This window comes from Paenibacillus sp. FSL K6-0108, from assembly GCF_045040695.1.
Taxonomy (GTDB): domain Bacteria; phylum Bacillota; class Bacilli; order Paenibacillales; family Paenibacillaceae; genus Paenibacillus; species Paenibacillus pabuli_B.
In genome coordinates this window covers 4,537,177-4,555,506 of the sequence record NZ_CP150288.1, presented here as the reverse complement: position 1 = coordinate 4,555,506, position 18,330 = coordinate 4,537,177, and the positions used below count along the sequence as shown (strand labels likewise).

Annotated in this window: 15 protein-coding genes; 12 read left to right on the top strand and 3 right to left on the bottom strand. The window is 44.8% G+C overall.

Annotated features, from left to right (window positions below; translation table 11 throughout):
- Positions 1–499 precede the first annotated feature (499 nt).
- The 4 genes from MHB49_RS20420 (at position 500) to cydC (ending at position 6,510) form a co-directional block, all read left to right on the top strand.
- Positions 500–1,864, top strand: coding sequence for a cytochrome ubiquinol oxidase subunit I (locus tag MHB49_RS20420; RefSeq protein ID WP_405152785.1), 1,365 nt, complete (start codon positions 500–502; stop codon positions 1,862–1,864).
- On the top strand, positions 1,861–2,874 hold the full coding sequence (locus MHB49_RS20415; protein WP_405152784.1) for a cytochrome d ubiquinol oxidase subunit II: 1,014 nt from the start codon (positions 1,861–1,863) through the stop codon (positions 2,872–2,874). Before MHB49_RS20420 ends, MHB49_RS20415 begins: the two co-directional genes overlap by 4 nt.
- 67 nt (positions 2,875–2,941) lie before the next feature.
- Positions 2,942–4,780, top strand: coding sequence for a thiol reductant ABC exporter subunit CydD (cydD, locus tag MHB49_RS20410; protein WP_405152783.1), 1,839 nt, complete (start codon positions 2,942–2,944; stop codon positions 4,778–4,780).
- Positions 4,777–6,510, top strand: a complete 1,734-nt coding sequence (cydC, locus tag MHB49_RS20405; protein ID WP_405152782.1) for a thiol reductant ABC exporter subunit CydC — start codon at positions 4,777–4,779, stop codon at positions 6,508–6,510. The genes cydD and cydC overlap by 4 nt, the downstream gene beginning before the upstream one ends.
- A 198-nt stretch (positions 6,511–6,708) precedes the next feature.
- Here the strand turns inward: cydC and MHB49_RS20400 are convergent, their stop codons facing one another.
- Positions 6,709–7,152 (bottom strand): hypothetical protein, encoded by a 444-nt coding sequence (locus MHB49_RS20400; RefSeq protein ID WP_405152781.1) that lies wholly within the window; start codon positions 7,150–7,152, stop codon positions 6,709–6,711.
- A 906-nt stretch (positions 7,153–8,058) separates the two neighbouring features.
- Between MHB49_RS20400 and MHB49_RS20395 the strand changes: the two genes are divergently transcribed.
- Together MHB49_RS20395 and nspC are read left to right on the top strand one after the other, a co-directional pair.
- A complete protein-coding gene (locus MHB49_RS20395; protein ID WP_090899692.1) occupies positions 8,059–9,297 on the top strand; it encodes a saccharopine dehydrogenase family protein in 1,239 nt (412 codons plus the stop codon).
- A 1-nt stretch (position 9,298) separates the two neighbouring features.
- Complete coding sequence (nspC, locus tag MHB49_RS20390) at positions 9,299–10,426, top strand: carboxynorspermidine decarboxylase (RefSeq protein ID WP_247897949.1); 1,128 nt, start codon at positions 9,299–9,301, stop codon at positions 10,424–10,426.
- A 94-nt stretch (positions 10,427–10,520) separates the two neighbouring features.
- Here nspC and MHB49_RS20385 read toward each other — a convergent pair whose 3' ends face one another.
- Complete coding sequence (locus tag MHB49_RS20385) at positions 10,521–11,294, bottom strand: SDR family NAD(P)-dependent oxidoreductase (RefSeq protein WP_405152780.1); 774 nt, start codon at positions 11,292–11,294, stop codon at positions 10,521–10,523.
- 109 nt (positions 11,295–11,403) lie between these two features.
- Between MHB49_RS20385 and MHB49_RS20380 the strand changes: the two genes are divergently transcribed.
- The 3 genes from MHB49_RS20380 to MHB49_RS20370 all read left to right on the top strand — a co-directional run bounded on the left by MHB49_RS20380 (position 11,404) and on the right by MHB49_RS20370 (position 13,977).
- Positions 11,404–11,760: a MerR family transcriptional regulator gene (locus MHB49_RS20380; RefSeq protein ID WP_405152779.1), complete on the top strand. Its 357-nt coding sequence runs from the start codon at positions 11,404–11,406 to the stop codon at positions 11,758–11,760.
- A 125-nt stretch (positions 11,761–11,885) separates the two neighbouring features.
- Positions 11,886–12,758 carry a YitT family protein gene (locus tag MHB49_RS20375; RefSeq protein ID WP_405152778.1) on the top strand — a complete coding sequence of 291 codons (873 nt, stop codon included), beginning with the start codon at positions 11,886–11,888 and terminating at the stop codon, positions 12,756–12,758.
- 316 nt (positions 12,759–13,074) lie between these two features.
- Positions 13,075–13,977 (top strand): cation diffusion facilitator family transporter, encoded by a 903-nt coding sequence (locus tag MHB49_RS20370; RefSeq protein WP_405152777.1) that lies wholly within the window; start codon positions 13,075–13,077, stop codon positions 13,975–13,977.
- A gap of 94 nt (positions 13,978–14,071) precedes the next feature.
- Here the strand turns inward: MHB49_RS20370 and MHB49_RS20365 are convergent, their stop codons facing one another.
- The gene (locus tag MHB49_RS20365; RefSeq protein WP_405152776.1) at positions 14,072–14,935 is read right to left on the bottom strand and encodes a helix-turn-helix domain-containing protein; all 864 of its coding nucleotides are present in this window, start codon (positions 14,933–14,935) and stop codon (positions 14,072–14,074) included.
- Between the two features lie 232 nt (positions 14,936–15,167).
- Between MHB49_RS20365 and MHB49_RS20360 the strand changes: the two genes are divergently transcribed.
- The 3 genes from MHB49_RS20360 (at position 15,168) to MHB49_RS20350 (ending at position 18,316) form a co-directional block, all read left to right on the top strand.
- Positions 15,168–16,391, top strand: a complete 1,224-nt coding sequence (locus MHB49_RS20360) for an MFS transporter (RefSeq protein ID WP_405152775.1) — start codon at positions 15,168–15,170, stop codon at positions 16,389–16,391.
- Between the two features lie 235 nt (positions 16,392–16,626).
- Positions 16,627–17,106, top strand: a complete 480-nt coding sequence (locus MHB49_RS20355; RefSeq protein ID WP_405152774.1) for a DUF6530 family protein — start codon at positions 16,627–16,629, stop codon at positions 17,104–17,106.
- Position 17,107: 1 nt separating this feature from the next.
- On the top strand, positions 17,108–18,316 hold the full coding sequence (locus tag MHB49_RS20350) for an MFS transporter (protein WP_247897941.1): 1,209 nt from the start codon (positions 17,108–17,110) through the stop codon (positions 18,314–18,316).
- Positions 18,317–18,330 lie beyond the last annotated feature (14 nt).

Sequence of the window (18,330 nt, the reverse complement as noted above, 5' to 3'; positions counted from 1 at the left end):
AACTTGCATACATATTGGAATTGAAAATCGTAATACCACGGTTGTGTCCATAGAATCAATAGCTCCTTTGGGTACTTTTTATGCTTTTCACCGAGTTGTCAGAAAGAGTTGATCCTTTCTTGAACATTTAGGGACGAAGACGTGTCAGCGATTGAATTGCTAATTCACAAAGATATAATAATTTTAACTATTAGGTCCCGTTAAGTACTTTGGCCCTTCAGTATCAGGTAAAACAAGCCTTGCCTATGCATGCTTAGTCCAGTAACTAAGTGCAGCAGCACACAATGATGGTGTGGTAAAGCTTCCTTCGTCTCTTACTTTGTGAAAAAATTCTCTTTATACATACAACGATGGAGGAACGGTTTGTAGATAAACTCTGATCAGTCTAGTGGGGCTTCCAACCTGATATAGAACGCAGTCCGAGGGCTGACTGACCTAATAAGTAAAAGATTCAAATCAGTACAAAAATCGAACAGAGTTTGAAAGGAGGCAGTAAAGTATGGCAATCGATACGGTAATGTGGAGCAAGCTGGTGACAGGCATGACGCTGGGATTCCACGCTATTTTTGCAACGCTTGGCGTCGGTGTACCCCTAATGATTGCTATTGCAGAGTTCATGGGGATTCGCAAGAAGGACCCCCATTACACACTGATGGCGAAGAGGTGGTCACGAGGTTTTGTCATTTCTGTGGCGGTTGGTGTAGTGACCGGTACAGCGATTTCACTGCAGCTGGCCCTGGTGTGGCCGAATTTTATGAAACTGGCAGGGAATGTCATTGCACTTCCGTTATTTATGGAAGTATTCGCGTTCTTTTTTGAAGCGATCTTCCTGGGCATTTATTTATATACGTGGGATCGATTCAAAAATCCGTATATCCACTGGCTACTGACGATTCCAATCGTCACCGGTGCAGGCATGTCGGCAGTCTTTATTACGACGGTGAATGGCTTCATGAACCAGCCTGGAGGCTTTGTGATGGAAGCAGGCCAATTCACAGCGGTTAACCCGGTGCAGGCGATGCTGAATACGGCGACGTTCTCCAAGGTGTTTCATGTATTAAGCTCGGCCTATTTGACAGGAGCTGCTCTGTTGGCCGGAATTGCAGCCTTTGCAATGCTGAGAAAAGGGGCATCTGCCTACCACAAAAAAGCCTTGAATCTCATGATGGCGGTGGTTCTGCTATTTGGCTTGCTGAACACGTTAGCAGGAGATGTGTCCGCCAAGTTCTTGGCCGAGCATCAGCCGGAGAAACTTGCAGCAGCAGAATGGCATTTTGAGACGGAAAGTGGCGCAGATTTGATTTTATTGGGATGGCTGAATGCAGAGCATGAAATTATAGGCGCTCTTCACCTGCCGAAAGTGCTCAGCTTCCTGGCCTTTAGTGACTTCAATGCAGAGGTAACCGGACTGGAGGAGTTTCCGAAGGACGAATGGCCGCCGCTGCTCGTTCATTACCTGTTTGATTTAATGGCTGGAATTGGATTTACGCTGCTGGCGATCTCAGTTCTGTATTTCCTGTTTGTGTTCTGGAAAAAACGCAATGAGCTGAACAAGTGGCTGCTTGGCGTTATTGCTTTGGGAGCACCGATGGCTTTTCTCGGGGTTGAGCTGGGCTGGTTCTATGCTGAACTAGGAAGGCAGCCGTGGATTATCCGGGGATATATGCGTGTAGAGGAAGCCGCCACTTCATCACCTAACATAAGAATGATCTTTTTCTTCTTCCTGCTTCTCTACATCGTTCTCGGAGTCATGTGTGTACTTGTGCTAAGACGTTTGTTCAACAATAATCCGGCAGAAGTCGAGATGGAGAAATGGATGAAGGAGAAGCATAGTCAGTCTACAGAAAAGGGGGAGCGCGCATGAGTTACGAGCTGATTGGCATCTCGGTGCTCTGGCTGTTCCTGTATGGTTATTTAATTGTAGCCTCCATTGATTTTGGAGCAGGCTTCTTTGCCTTCTATGCACGATTGACGAAACAGGATCACCTGATTAATCGTCTGATTTCCCGTTATTTATCACCGGTGTGGGAAATTACGAATGTATTTTTTGTCTTTTTCTACATTGGCATCGTTGGATTCTTTCCGGACACGGCTTATTATTACGGCTCAGCACTACTCGTACCGGGAAGCATTGCGGTCATTTTGCTCGCCATTCGTGGGTCGTTCTATGCTTTTGAGAACTATGGTTCCAAAAATAATATTGTATATCTGTTTCTATATGGAGCCTCAGGCTTGCTAATTCCCGCTTCGTTGTCAGTGGCGCTAACACTGTCTGAAGGCGGCTTTATCGTGAAGGAGAGTTCGACGGTTTCGCTGGATTACTGGACGCTGTTTACCAATCCGTTATCATGGAGCATCGTTGGACTGGCGATTGTCTCCGTATTGTTCATTAGCAGCTCATTTCTGGCCTTTTATGCATCTCGGGCAGAGGATCATTCTGCGTTGAAGTTGGTGCGGAACTATGCCCTGTTCTGGAGTACACCGACCATTATCATCGCACTGACCGCATTTATTTATTTGGGGCAGCACAATGCGCGACATTTTCAAAATATGATGGATTTATGGTGGCTGCTTGCACTTTCCGTTGCATTCTTCATGATTGCGATGTGGCTGTTATATAACGAACGCCGATACGGATTAGCATTTATATGCATCATGCTGCAATTTTTCTGTGCCTTTTTCGCTTATGGAATTGGTCAATATCCTTTTATTCTTGATCCGTACATTACAATTCAAAACAGTGTGACCTCACCAGCGATGGGCTTCGCACTGGTTGTTGTGTTTATCGGAGGCATGTGTATGTTGATTCCTTCCCTGATCCTGGTCTTCAGACTGTTCCTGTTTGATGCGGATTATGTAAAGGAAAAAAAATAAATTGAACTCATTTATGCGATGTAAGGCAGTAATCTCATAGGCATTCATAGAAAGGAGGAGCGTTTGCATGAAGAGGAAAACAAGCCTGATCTCTCAACAAATGTCTGGCCAGCGAAAACGTCTCGTGCTCCTGATAGTCATTTCACTCGCTCTGGGTATAGCCATTGTAAGTCAGGCCACACTGCTTGCTGAAGCAGTCCAACGGATTTTCGTGGAAAAAGCTTCCCTCTCGTCGGTCGCCATGTTGCTCGGATCACTTCTGGCTGTCATGGTCGTACGTACAGGATTGTCTTATGGGAACGGGAAAGTTGGTTTGCTTATGGCTTCCAGTGCCAAGACGAATATGCGGGCAGGCGTGCTGCAACATTTGACTCATGCGTCGATGTCTTCAACCCTTCGTGGACAAACAGGTGGAAAGGTCAGCATTGCTCTGGATGCTGTGGATGAGGCGGATAGTTATTTCAGTCTGTATATGCCGCGTATGATAGAGGCTGCCATCATTCCGATTCTGATTTTGGTGGTAACGTTTATGCAGCATGCCAATTCAGGCTTTATTATGCTGTTTACAGCCCCATTTATTCCTTTGTTCATGATTTTGGTAGGACTAAAAACGAAAAACAAGTCAGAGGAAAAATATGCGCAGCTGGCCGAGTTCTCCGGTACATTCCTGGATTCTCTTCAAGGGCTGGTTACGTTGAAAATATTCGGACGGGCACATCGCCAGCAGAAGAAAATTGAACGCAGCAGTCTGGATTATCGTGATGCCACCATGAGCATTTTGCGGATTGCGTTTACAAACACCTTTATGCTGGAATCGATCGTCATGCTAAGTATCGGTATCGTGGCTCTCGAACTGGCAATCCAGCTGCTTGTATTCAAATCGATGTCGTTCCACACCGCATTTCTCGTATTGCTGCTCGTTCCCGAGTTTTACAGTCTGTTGAAAAATACGGGAACCGCCTTTCACAGCGGGCGAACAAGTATGGGAGCGATTCGTAAGGTAGAGCAGATGTTTGGAGAAACGTCTGGGGAGAGCACGTTGACAGATGAAAAAGAGGAAGACGGTACATCCGATGGAATTGAAGAGATCGTAAGCATGGATCGGATTGAAAGAGAGAATAGGATAGGGACGTTTCAAATGGATGGCTCCAATGACATTTCCGTGCCGCCATCCATCCTATTAAACGATCTCCGATTTCGGTATGCACCAGAATCCTTCAAGCTTGAGACTGGTCGGATCCAGCTTAATCCGGGAGAACACATTGCGATTGTCGGCAAAAGCGGCTCAGGGAAAACAACGTTACTTCATCTCATTGCGGGTTTGTTGAAACCTGAATCAGGAGAGGTCCTAATCCATGGACAGCCGCTATCCAAATATGATGAGGCTGCATGGTTCGAACAGGTTAGCTACATTACACAGCATCCGTATATTTTTGCAGGTACATTTGCTGAGAACATTGCGATTGGTGCGGGCCGGAACGTGTCCAGGACTGAAATTGAGCAGGCGGCAGAGGATGCCGGGCTTGCCGAAGTTGCTTCCCAATTGGAGCTTGGCTTCGATACTTTAGTTGGTGAAGGAGGCCGAGGACTCTCTGGTGGGGAAAAGCAGCGGCTTGCCTTGGCACGTGCTTTTTTGAAGCAGCCTGCCATCATCTTGTTTGATGAACCCACGGTAGGACTGGATTTGCACACGGAGCAGATATTGCAACGTTCGATTGCCACATTGGCAGAAACCGCGACGATGATTACGGTAGCTCACCGGTTATATACGATTCAACATGCCGACCGTATTTTGTTTATGGACCAGGGTCTGTTAGTGGATACGGGACGCCATGAAGAGCTTCTGTCGCGCCTGCCTCAGTATGCCGAGATGATTGATGTACAACGAAGAGGGGGCTTAGCATGAACGAGCTAGCGATTTTGTCCAAAGCCATGCTTCAGGAACGCAAGGATATTATCCTGTCCATTCTAGGTGGGTTTATTGCCGGAATAGCAGGAGTAGCCCTCTTTTCCGCGAGTGGGTATCTGATTTCGCAAACGGTCTTTGCTCCACCGCTCTACACTTTAATTGTACTCACCTCGTTGGTCAAGCTGCTTGGCCTGCTTCGGGCGGCGAGCCGTTATGGGGAGCGTTTGTATTCCCACCGGGCGACGTTCTCCATGCTTAGCCGTTTGCGTACATCCTTTTTTGCGAGGCTCATTCCTTTAACGCCGGGTATATTAAACAAAAAACGAAGCGGGGACCTGCTTGCGCGCATTGTTGGGGATGTGGAGAGCCTGCAGCATTATTTTTTGCGCGTCGCTTATCCACCCATTATTGTTGTCATAGTCTTTTTGGCGACAGTCTTGTTTACTTCTGCCTTTTCATTCTGGATTGCGGGTCTGTTTGTATTAGGTATGCTCGTAACGGCACTGATTGTACCGGGAATGGTTTTGATTGGGCAGCGGAAAATACATGGACACGTTCGGGAGCAGCGGGCACTGCTTTCTACAGAAGTCACCGAAGTATTGTATGGGTATCGGGATTTGAAAGTGTACGGACAACTGGCACAGCGGGAGCATCAGCTTCAGCAAGCTTCAGCTGTGTTGACGGTTCTGCAGCAACGGGCTGCCGGGCATTTGTTGCGCGGGCAATCCCTGCATGCTTTGGTTACGTTCCTTATTTCCTGGGGCGTGCTGACACTTGGTGCTTATCTTATTATCGGCGGAGCGCTTGCTGGCGTGTTTCTTGCAATGCTGGTGATGGCCTCGCTAACCGTATTCGAAGAGGCTGCGGCAATGGCGACATTACCCTTGTATAAGCAGGATAGCGAACACGCTGCAAAAAGACTAACGGAAACAATACAGACCTCAGATGTACAGTCTGAGTCTGTGCAGTCAGAAGAGCTGTTAATGGGGAAACAGGCTGTTTCCCTTGAACTCTCGGGAGTTACGTTTCAATATGAAGGGGAGTGGAGACCGGCATTAAAGGACGTTTCGCTGCATATTGTACCGGGCTCCAAAACGGCGATTGTTGGACCGAGTGGGTCAGGAAAATCAACGATTATTGAATTGCTGCTTAAACTGCGAACACCCACGACTGGGGAAATCCGTATAAACGACATTTCGGTGAATGAACTGGATGAGACGAGCATTTGGCAATCGGCTAATGTCGTGCTGCAGCAAAGTCATTTCTTCCGGGGAACGATACGGGACAACTTACTGCTGAATGATGAAGAACATTCGGACGAACAACTGCTGGATGTGCTGGCTCAAGTCCAGCTGCCAAGCTCATCTTTATCGGATGTAGTATATGAAAAAGGGGAAAACCTGTCCGATGGAGAGAAGCAGAGGCTGGCTCTGGCACGGGCGATGCTTCGCAAGGGACGGTTATGGCTTCTCGACGAACCCACTTCCTCACTAGATTACGTTACAGAAGAACGTGTGATGAAACACCTCTTTGCACAAGCGGCAGAAGATACGCTGCTAATGATCTGTCATCGCCTTACTGGTCTGGAAGAGATGGATCGGATTGTGGTGATGGAACAGGGAAGTGTAGTGGAAACGGGCTCCTATGAGGACTTAATGGAGCTCAAAGGTTATTTTTATGAAATGAAGAAGATCGAGCGTCAAATGATCGGAGAAGTTGGAGAGTAAGAGAATAAGTTAAACACTGATGCGAGTGAAAGAGTATGATTCATCGCAGTTTGAACATTCTCCATACTAAAAAATACACTCGCACACGTTTACGCTGTGTGGAGTGTATCTTTTAGTTTGAAAATTCGAAAAGAATGAGGGCAAGCATCAATCAAATGAAGCTTCGATTAAACAGCTTGTGCTCCAATACAATAGAACTTAATGGCCGCCTGTATTGGAAGCCCAGACAGGATACCAGCCTGCACTCGGGGTTTCTGTATTGTACAGCACCAGATTTCCGTCGTTTTGAACGATGAGCACGTTACCTCTGAGGTTGGGTGGCACATTGTCCGCACCATAGTACGATGTAGACCATGCCTTGTTGTCTGACGTCCAGTAAGGTGTGTTTTGGGGATCCTGAAGTACTAGTTTTCCACTCCAATAATCAATCTTGAAATGGTTTATTCTTGTGTCACTGGTCTTGGTGTTCCATAACATCGTGCGTGTACGGTTGTCCCAGAGCTGTAGGTCACCATATACGTTGTATTGCAAAGAAAACCTGTTGTTGTTGGATACGAGTGGAATCGAGTTGTTATACATGATGTCATAAATGAGGCGGTCTCCAGCCGCAGACGCTGAAGGAGCGATGGAAAGTAAAAACATGAAAATTGCAGAAAATAGTAAAAATGCCTTTTTCATAACATCCTCTTTTCTGGGATATATTTTAAATTACACACCAAATATATCATATGTCTATATCAAAAATGTATAAAATTTCAAGTGAGAAGAGAATATTTTTCGAGGGACTTTTATTGGTTTTATGATTCGTCTAACAACTCTATTTCAAACATTTTCTCCATAGTTATCACATCATGTTAACTTGGAATTGAGCATGAGCCGGAGACGTTAAAGCAGTAATTGATTAAAGCGGTGAACTATCGAATGTTAACACTGTTATGATTTTGCCACAATAATCAGGTATGCCTAAGAGTGGAACGCGAGTTCCAAAAAAATGAAATAAATAATTTTTTGTGATTACTTGATTTTTTTCAATGTATCTGATATTGTAAGACCTGTGATTTTGGAAAGCAGATATATCAACATAAATCAGGTCTTTCCAGCAGATAATTTTTGACCACTTCTCTTAAGGAAGTTAAGGCCATACGGACAGCCGGGTCAAACGCCGATTGGCAACTTATGTTGCCTTATTGATTGAGTTAAAAGCTCAAATTTTATAAGTTGGTTACTTTACAACCAGTGCATCTGCACATCAACTTGTGAAACGGTCAATAAGAGTGGTAAAGGCGAATTATTTGCTATATAGACTCTGATCTGATATTGATATACATGAAGAAGCTTTCCGCTAGAGGGGTTCTTTTGGACTTTTTTAGTTATGGAAACTTTGCGTCTTTTTTATGATGTATATCGACAAGCAAGTGTGATGATGCGCGTTTGGGGCATTTTTCACCTTGCTTTTTTTGTTGGTTCAGAACGGGCGAAAAGTTGAAAAATGAGAAAAATAATGATGTTAATTTTAAAAAAATTCATATTGGGTTAGGAGAATGGAAAATGGGAAAAGCACTAATCATCGGCGCCGGCGGCGTAGCTTCAGTAGCAGTTCATAAATGCGTTCAAAACAGCGAAGTATTCGAGGAAATCTGCATCGCAAGTCGTACAAAATCCAAATGTGACGATCTTAAAGCCAAGTTGGACGGCGGTAAAACAAAAATTACGACCGCTCAAGTGGACGCTGACAACGTAGACGAACTGATCGCTCTTATCAACGAAGTTAAACCGGATATCGTCATGAACCTGGCATTGCCTTACCAGGACCTGACAATCATGGATGCTTGCCTTGCAACGAAAACGAACTACATGGATACAGCGAACTATGAGCCGGAAGATACGGCAAAATTTGAATACAAATGGCAATGGGATTACAAAGAGCGTTTTGAAAAAGCGGGAATTACAGCTCTGCTCGGCAGTGGATTTGACCCAGGTGTTACTGGTGTATTCTCTGCGTATGCCCTGAAGCATTACTTTGACGAGATTGAATATATTGACATTTTGGACTGCAACGGTGGGGATCACGGCTATCCGTTCGCAACCAACTTCAACCCTGAAATCAACATCCGCGAAGTTTCGGCTAACGGAAGATATTGGGAAAAAGGCGAATGGATCGAAACAAAACCGATGGAAATTAAACGTGTCTATGACTTCAAAGAAGTTGGCGAGAAAGACATGTATCTGCTTTATCATGAAGAGCTGGAGTCCTTGGCTAAAAACATGCCTGGTCTGAAACGCATTCGTTTCTTCATGACATTTGGTCAAAGCTACCTTACGCACTTGAAAGCACTTGAAAATGTGGGCATGACTTCGATCGAACCTATCGAATACGAAGGCAAACAAATTATTCCTTTGCAATTCCTGAAGGCGGTATTGCCAGATCCGGCGTCCCTTGGACCACGTACTGTGGGCAAAACGAACATCGGCTGCATTTTCAAAGGTAAAAAAGACGGCAAAGACAAAACGTACTACGTTTACAACATTTGTGATCACCAAGAATGCTTCAAAGAAGTCGGTTCCCAAGCCATCTCTTACACAACAGGCGTTCCAGCCATGATTGGTGCAGCGATGGTGATGACTGGAAAATGGAATAAACCAGGCGTATACAACGTGGAAGAGTTCAACCCAGATCCATTCATGGAAGAGTTGAACAAATGGGGTCTCCCATGGGTTGAAGATTTCAATCCAGTACTCGTTGACGAACTGCCGGAAGAAGTCAAAGAATCGGAGCTTGTTCGTTAAGATGCGATTTGAGCAATTACCGACGCCATGTTTTGTTGTTGACGAAGGGCTTATCGAGAGAAATCTCAAAATCCTGAACGGTGTCATGCAGCGTACAGGAGCCAAAATCGTGCTGGCTCAGAAGGCATTTTCCATGACCACGATGTATCCGCTTATTGGTGAATACCTGAGTGGTGCAACGGCAAGCGGGCTGTATGAAGCCCGCCTGGGTCATGAGGAGATGGGCAAAGAGAACCATGTCTTTGCCCCGGCCTATCGTGAGGATGAGATTGATGAAATCCTTTCGATTACCGATCATATTATCTTCAATTCATTCTCCCAACTGGAGAAGTTCAAGGGCAAAGCGCTTCAGGCTGGTCGCAAAGTAGGCCTGCGTATTAACCCTGAATGCTCGACTCAGGAGGGGCATGAGATTTACGATCCATGTTCTCCTGGTTCAAGGTTCGGTGCAAAGCAAGAAGATTTCCGCGCAGAGCTGCTGGAAGGTGTCTCCGGACTGCATTTCCATACCTTGTGCCAGCAAAATTCAGACGATCTGGAAACGACGCTGAATGCGGTAGAAGAAAAGTTTGGACAATGGCTGCCACAAATGGAATGGATCAACTTCGGCGGTGGACACCACATCACACGCGAGGATTACGACATTCCAAGGCTGGAAGCCTGCATAAAACGCATGCAGGATAAATATGGTCTGGAGGTATATCTGGAGCCGGGCGAAGCGGTTGCGCTGAACGCGGGCTTCCTGGTGACTTCTGTGCTCGATTTCCACAAGAATGGCATGGATATTGCCATTCTGGATACCTCGGCCACATGCCACATGCCGGACGTGCTGGAAATGCCGTATCGCCCACCGCTTATCGGTTCGGGAGAAGCAGGAGAAAAACCTCACCTGTATCGTCTGGGTGGACAAACTTGTCTGTCGGGTGATGTGATCGGCGATTATTCGTTTGATCAACCGCTCAAAACGGGTGACAGATTGGTATTTGAGGACATGGCGATCTACTCCATGGTCAAAACCAATACATTTAACGGCATGCCGCTGCCAGCCATCGCAGTGAAAAGAAAAGATGGCGATTGCGAAGTGGTTCGCGAGTTCGGCTATCAGGATTTCAAAATGAGATTGGCTTAATACTTTTTACAGATATAGCAAGAGCAAAAGGGAACCTGATCACAGGTTCCCTTTTGACGTTTACCATAGGATGAGTAAACGGTTGTGTTTATGATTAATCGTTGGGTTTCGAGGCTGCTCTCGCGGCATACGGAAAAATCGGTTCTTTCAATTCAAACTCATAGGTTAATCCATTTACAATACCGACGACGCTTTCGCTGTCATATAACTCAAGCAAAAATCCAGCCATTTGTTCTGCTGTATGGAATTGGGGAACACGGCCCTCATATTCGAACTGGTCCAGATCAAAAGCACGTTCCGCAAATTCCGTTTCCGTTGCCGCAGGCGCAAGTACTTTGGCTTGCATTGCTGCACGTTTTCCATTTAATTCCTGTGCGAGCCCTTCCGTAAAGGCACTTACATAGAACTTTGTTGCACAGTAGGTTACTGCATCCGCCACGATCGTATATCCACCTCCAGAGGAGATGTTAATAATCTGTGTGCCCTCAACCTCTGCATAATCACGTACATAGAGGGAAGAAAGAATGGTTAATGCTTCTATATTCAGATGAAGCATCTGTTCGATTTTAGGTAGATGCTGTTCACCAACCGAAGCAAAATTTCCGAACCCTGCGTTGTTAATCCATGTCTCGATTGAGTACTGATGGAGACTTTCATAAAATGCATGGACATTGGCAGCGATGGACAGATCCACCGTGCGAATGACAATGTCCAAATCAGGATCAATTTCAGTTACTTTTGATTTTAACTTCTCCAGTTCGTCGGTTCTGCGTGCAGCCAGGATCAAATGTTTGCCGCGAGCCGCAAAAGCCAAAGCTGCTTCATAGCCAATGCCCGAACTGGCACCGGTAATTACTGTATACTTCATGAATATTCCTCCTGGATTTCGGTTCATTATTTATTGTGATATGAGTACGAGTTGATTATACTGATTAGAGCTTACTCTAAGTCAAGCGGAATATAGAAGGAGGATCACTATGCATACAATCGGTGAAGTGGCTGAACTACTCGGTATCAGTACCCACACATTGCGTTATTATGAGAAGGAGCAGATTATCATACCGCTCCGTGATGCTAGTGGAGATAGACGATACAACGAGTCACATCTCAATTGGTTGCAATTTGTAATCAAACTAAAAGAGACTCAAATGCCCATCGCTATCATCAAAAAGTACGCATCCTTATATCAGGAAGGTGAGCATACGGCTGCAGAGCGTTTGAAGTTGCTGGAAGAGCACAAAGAGGCGATTCAACACCAGATGCACACACTTCACGCAGCAGATCAGATGCTAGAGAATAAAATTACGGCATATCGAGTATCAATCGGGAAATAATGTAATCTGATCGAGGAAACGAGCAGAGCGAATTCAGTGGTTACATATATGACGATCTATTGCCAAAATAGTGATATTTATTATAGACTATTTTTTATCGCTTAATTGTCCAAGGGGGAAAAGGAATGAATCAAAGGAACGTGCAGAAGTCTAACAAACTGAAAATCATCTCCAAAGTATTATTGATTATGATCGGGGCTTTTATTACCTCATATGGTCTGGAAGCTGTATTAATTCCAAACAATGTATCAGACGGTGGTGTGACCGGTCTTAGTATCGTTGGCTCACAGCTGTTTGGTTTACCTTTAGGGATGCTGATTGGGATCATCAACATTCCATTTGTATGGTTAGGCTATAAACAGATTGGTAAAAGCTTTGCTATTTATTCCGTTATTGGTATTGCCTCGCTAGCTGTCGGTACAAGCCTTATGCACCATGTACCAACAATTATTCAAGGGGATACCTTGTTAATTACCGTCGTGGGCGGGATTATTATCGGTTTTGGTATGGGTTTGGCATTGCGTAATGGCGGGGCATTGGATGGCATCGATATGCTGGCTGTACTGCTTTCACGAAAATTACCTTTTGGAACCAGTGATCTAATCTTATTCTTGAACATGTTTGTCTTTATTGTCGTATCAACCGTATTTGGACTGCAAGGGGCGATTCTGTCCGCACTTGCTTATTACATCGCTTCCAAAGTGATACATATCGTTGAAGAAGGTTTGAGCGGGTCCAAAACCTTCAAAATTATTACCAATCAACCGGAGATCATGGTCGAAACCATTCGTGACCGATTAGGTCGTGGAGCAACCTATACCGATGCTTATGGTGGCTATTCCAATGAACAATTCAAAGAGATTACCTGCGTCATCAACCGTATGGAAGAAAGCAAAATCAAGGATATCATTCACGAAATTGACCCCAATGCTTTTATTGTAGTGTACGACGTAGCCGAAGTGAAGGGCGGCAATTTCAAAAAGAAAGATATTCACTAATATCTAAATTGAGTAGCAGCTGCTTCCGGAGAGAAGAGGGCATAATAGATATAGAAGTCGCTAATATAGCGGCTTTTTTGTTTTGGGAATAGAAGTTATGGTATCAAGCCGTATCCAATAACTTCTACCCTGTGGAGTTCTTCATTCTTTGGCAATAAGTTTACTTATCGCAACTTTTTTTGGCCGAGGTCAAACTCTTTCGTTGTTCAGACATTGTTTTACTTGGTTCAAAACGTTTCTCTAGACCCACACAACATCGTGGTGATACCATCGTACAAGTGCTAGAAAACAGTTGGAATCAGGGGGATTATGTTTAGTGGAGCAAATAAAGTATGACAACTTAAAATTGGGTGAAAAGGGAGCAATCATCAGTATTATTGCTTATATTGGTTTGACTGCAATTAAAATGATGATCGGTTATATGTCTAATTCTGAAGCGTTGAAAGCCGACGGGTTAAACAATGCTACCGATATTATAGCTTCGATCGCGGTTCTTATCGGTCTGAGACTTGCTCAACGACCTGCTGATAAAGATCATACATACGGACATTGGAAAGCAGAAACCGTTGCCTCACTGGTTGCTTCTTTTATCATGATGGTAGTAGGTATACAAGTGTTATACGAAGCGATTACCTCCGTATTCCAGGGAAAAAGCGAATCTCCGGACATCTTCGCAGTATGGACAGGCATTTTCTGTGCCGCAGTGATGTATCTCGTATACAGATATAACAAAAGACTTGCTTTGAAGATCAAGAGCCAGGCGGTTATGGCAGCTGCAAAAGACAATATCTCTGATGCATGGGTTAGTATAGGGACAGTTATAGGGATTATTGGTTCACAATTCGGCCTACCATGGCTCGATCCATTAACAGCTGTAGCGGTGGGCTTTCTAATATGTAAAACCGCTTGGGACATTTTTCGGGAAGCAACACACCATCTTACAGATGGATTTGACGAAGAGCTTATCAAGGAATACAGGAGTACAATTGCCAATGTAGATGGCGTAGAGGCGGTTAAAGATTTAAGAGCCCGGAATTACGGTAATAATGCCGTTGTCGATGTGGTAATTCTTGTGCGATCGGATTTGGATTTACAGAAAGCTCATGATATTTCAACAAATGTAGAAGACGAATTGTTAAGAGAACATGAGGTATACACTGTTCATGTTCATGTTGAACCAGACTCTGATGAAGCCCCTAACGAAGCACTTCAATTATAAAACATGAGCGGCAAATATGAGAACTTGCCAGTAAACATACACATAGTCTCTTCTTGACGTATGACAGAAAAGGTAGCCCTCCGGCTACCTTTTTTTAGTTGAAAGAGGCATCGAACATGTCTTTTTGATTTCTTTTGCGGAAACTTCTCGGAGATTCACCGACCGTTTTGGTAAACAGAATTGTAAAGTAGTTCGGATTCTCGTAACCGACCAACTTGGAGATTTCCCATACTTTTTTCTTGGTCGAAACCAACAGACGGGTCGCTTCTCCCATTCTTCGCTGAATGAGGTAATGATAGGGGGAGGTGCCATAGCAATTTTTATACATATGGATCAAGTAGTAGAAGTCAATATGGAATTGGTCAGCCAAGTCTTTCAGTTTAATGTTTTGACGATAGTTCGTATCCAGATAGTCTTTGATGCTTTCGGCGAGGGTATTGCTTCGAACGATCTCGCTTGCTGTGCGCTGGTGGTGGGTCATGCGATCGATAATCAGCAAAACGGCATTCAGCAGAAGATGGGAAATCGAGTCATATCCGTCTTCCCGGATTGAAAATTCATTGAACATGGTCTGCATTAACGAACGGATCTCTTCCGAATAACGATTGGCACGAACGACTGGCTCGCTGCCGGGAGGAATAACCCAATCGTTGTTGGCACGGGTACCCTGTTTGAAACGAAAACCGCAATAAAAGGTGGATAAAGGGAATTCCGGATCCGATTTTTCCTCATGAAGTGTTCCTTTGTTATAGACAAGCAGATCTCCCTTTTGGGCTGAGTGCTTGATCCCATCAATCGTGAATGAACCCTGACCTTCATTAACGTAAATAATCTCATGCAAATCATCATGCTTATGGGTCGGAAAACTCCAATGGGGATTGTCTGGCAACTTCCCTACATAAATAATAATGCAATTTTGATCTTCATACAGTCGGTCAGGCTCATGGTGTGTATTCATTAATGTCTTCCTTTCAAACTTCTGTGGTGAAATGACAACATACATAATGTTTTGGATGAAAATCACAACAACCTTGATTGTCGCCGGGCATGTCTGACAGTACAATTTCACTATCAATAATATGTACTATATATCGAATTGAAGGGATGTGAAAGCAAATTTTGCTAAGAATATACTCCATTTAAGAAAATGAAACGCTTGCAACATTAGAGAGAATTGTGAGGGCTTATTATTGACTAGAAAAAGAGAAAATTTACTTATTTTAACACTTACATTGGTTAGCTTTGTATTGGGAACAACCGAATACGTGATTGTGGGCGTATTGAAGGAAATCGAAACCTATCTGAAAGTATCGCTGGCTGCCGCAGGCGCGCTCGTATCCGGCTTCGCCATTGCCTATGCGATCGGGACACCGTTTGCCGTTGCGTTCTTGGCCAAAATCCCCCGAAGAAACTCCATTTTAATCGGGTTTGCAGTCGTGCTTGCCTTGAACGTACTTACCATTTTCTCAACGACGTTCTATTCCTTGATGGTTATTCGGATCATTTCAGCCGTAGCATGCGGACTTACGATATCGCTTTCGATCTCGATTGCAAGCGACGCAGTTAATCGGGAACGGAGAGGGGAAGCAATCGCCTGGATACTTGGTGGGTTTTCCATCGCCAATGTGCTTGGCGTCCCGCTTGGCACCTTCATTGGACAGCATTTGAACTGGTCCATGACGTTTGTGGTTACGGCATGCATCGGGGTCGTGCCATTCCTATTCATGTTTCGGATACTTCCAAGGCAAACAACGACCATTGCCGGTTCATTCAGTGACCAGATGGCGCTATTTATGAAACCGCAAATATTGCTGGCTTGTTTGATTCCGGTGCTTGGAAACAGTTGTATTTTTGTGATCTTTACGTATATCACCCCGTTGCTCGGACAGTCCATGGGTATACCCGCAGGTTGGATTAGCGCTGTACTCCTCATCTACGGTGCCTGCAGCATACTGAGCAATTGGATCGGTGCTAAAATAGCCAAAGGGGACTTTTTACCCAAGCTCAAGTGGCTCTTCGTTGTACAAGCAGCGATCTTTTTGGGACTCAGCTTCACCGTGTCTCACCTGTGGTTGGGGTTGGCGTTCCTGTTCCTGATCGGTTGCCTATCGTCATCGATGAGCGCAGCGTCCCAGCTCTATCTTTTCGACATCTCTGGAGCGATTGCGCCGAATTCCAGACCGTTTGCCTCCACGTTGCTGCCCGTGGCAGCAAATGTTGGAATCGCGCTCGGCTCCGGAGTTGGTGGGCTTGCTGTTAATTTGGGTGGTGTAAATTGGGTGCCACCGGTAGCTGTAATACTAGCTCTCATGGCTTTTGGGATCACAGCGATCTGCCAGCGATCCATTCAATTGAAGCCTGAAGGAGGAGCCACATCTCCTAAAGTGGATTACTCGATTCCAAGTACCAATTAGCATACCCCTTTTAGATAAATTGAGTTACCATAATTATATATGTTCAAGCACGGAAAGCCGCTAATTTAGCGGCTTTTTTTGTTTTTACGGATACAGTTCATGTACGAGGTGAAAATGGTGAATTCAAAAAACGGTTGACGAAGGAAGATATCCTGTATAGAATGAAGCCGTTATTTAGTAAATTAGTAATTTAGTAAATTACTAAATAAAAAGTTGATGAATAGGAGGAAAAAAAATGAAAGATGCCGTTGCTCTAGAGCATAAGCCTGTTGTCGTAGTGAAGCACTATGAAAAGGTGGATGGCCGACTGGCCAGCAACCTGGGCGCAAAAGCTCTTTCACTGGGCTTGGCCCAGTGGGACGATCGGGGAAAGGTCAATATTTCGGCTAAGGTGTGGGAGAACACGGGAGAAAAATGCTCAGTGCAATCAGAAGAGCTGCCTCTTCATCGTGTGCTTGATTTGTCGATTCTGATCTGTAGATCCCTCGACCATTTTCAAGAAGCCTATCGACATGAGCATCTTTATGATCTACAGGAGTCTGTTATCGATCGCATTGCTCTCCAAGGCAATGCCATGACATTGGGAATTTCTATAGACGATGAGAGCATGAATGAGAACATTCAGTTATTCAGTCAGGCTCTGCAAGATGATGATGAAATGAATAGTGAACGGCTTCGTACGTTAACAAAAATCTTAAAGGATATGGGGTATTAACATGTTTGCCAATCTATATGTTCGAACGATTATCCTTTCCCGGGTGCTCTTGCAGCTCGGAATTTGGATCCGGAATTATGCCGTTCTTCTTTATGTTTCCGAATTGACGCATAATAACCCGGTTGATATATCACTGATTTCGGTAGCGGAATTTTCACCGATCTTTATATTTGGCCTGATTGGCGGTACCTTTGCCGACCGATGGCGGCCGAAAAAAACAATGGTATGGAGCGATTTATTATCAGGTTTGTCTGTTGGCGTAGTGTTGCTTGCAGTCATGAATGGTGGATGGATTGCACTTCTGATTGGATCTTTCGTTTCTGCCAGCTTGTCACAGTTTTCTCAGCCTTCGGCGATGAAACTGTACAAACGCCATGTACCAGCCGAACAATTGCAGGGCGTCATGGCCATGTCCCAAACGCTTGTTGCTGTCTTTATGGTTTTGGGGCCGGTTATCGGCACGTTTATATTCATTAAGTTTGGCATTAGCGTATCCCTCATCCTGACAGCGATCATGTTTCTGGGCTCTTCGCTTGTATTATCATTACTTCCCCGGGATGTGGAGGAGGAGAAATCAGGGGATACTGGCGGCTTCGTTAAAGAGCTGACAGATGGCCTGCGTTATATCGGGGCGAATAAATCCTTGAGAACACTTGGATTAACTTTCTCGGCAGTTGGTTTGGCATCAGGACTGACTCAGCCGCTTCAGCTCTTTCTTGTCATTGAAAATTTGGGTCAGGATAAAGAGTTCTTACAATGGCTGGTAATGGCAAATGGGGCCGCCATGTTGGTCGGAGGTGCTGTAATTATCACGATCGCTAAAAAAGTAAAACCACAGGTATTGCTTTTAGTCGGCTTACTTGTTAATGCGATCTGTACGGTTGGAATGGGCGCATCAACACAAATTTGGTTAACCATTATTCTGCTCGTAATCAGCGGTTTGTTCTTCCCGTGTATCCAAGGTGGAATTCAGACGCTTCTTGTGCGGAATACGGAAGGGGCATTTATTGGCCGGGTATCCGGAGCGATCATGCCGATTTTTATGGGAATGATGGTGATTGGCATGCTTACCTCCGGCTATCTCAAGGATACGTTTTCCCTCCTTAGTGTATTTATAGCGAGTGGTGTGTTTGTGATGATCGGTGCGTTATTATTGCTTCCCATTGTCATTGTAAGAAAAAATAAAGCCGAGGAAATTCCATCATCATGACGGACAGGGAGGAG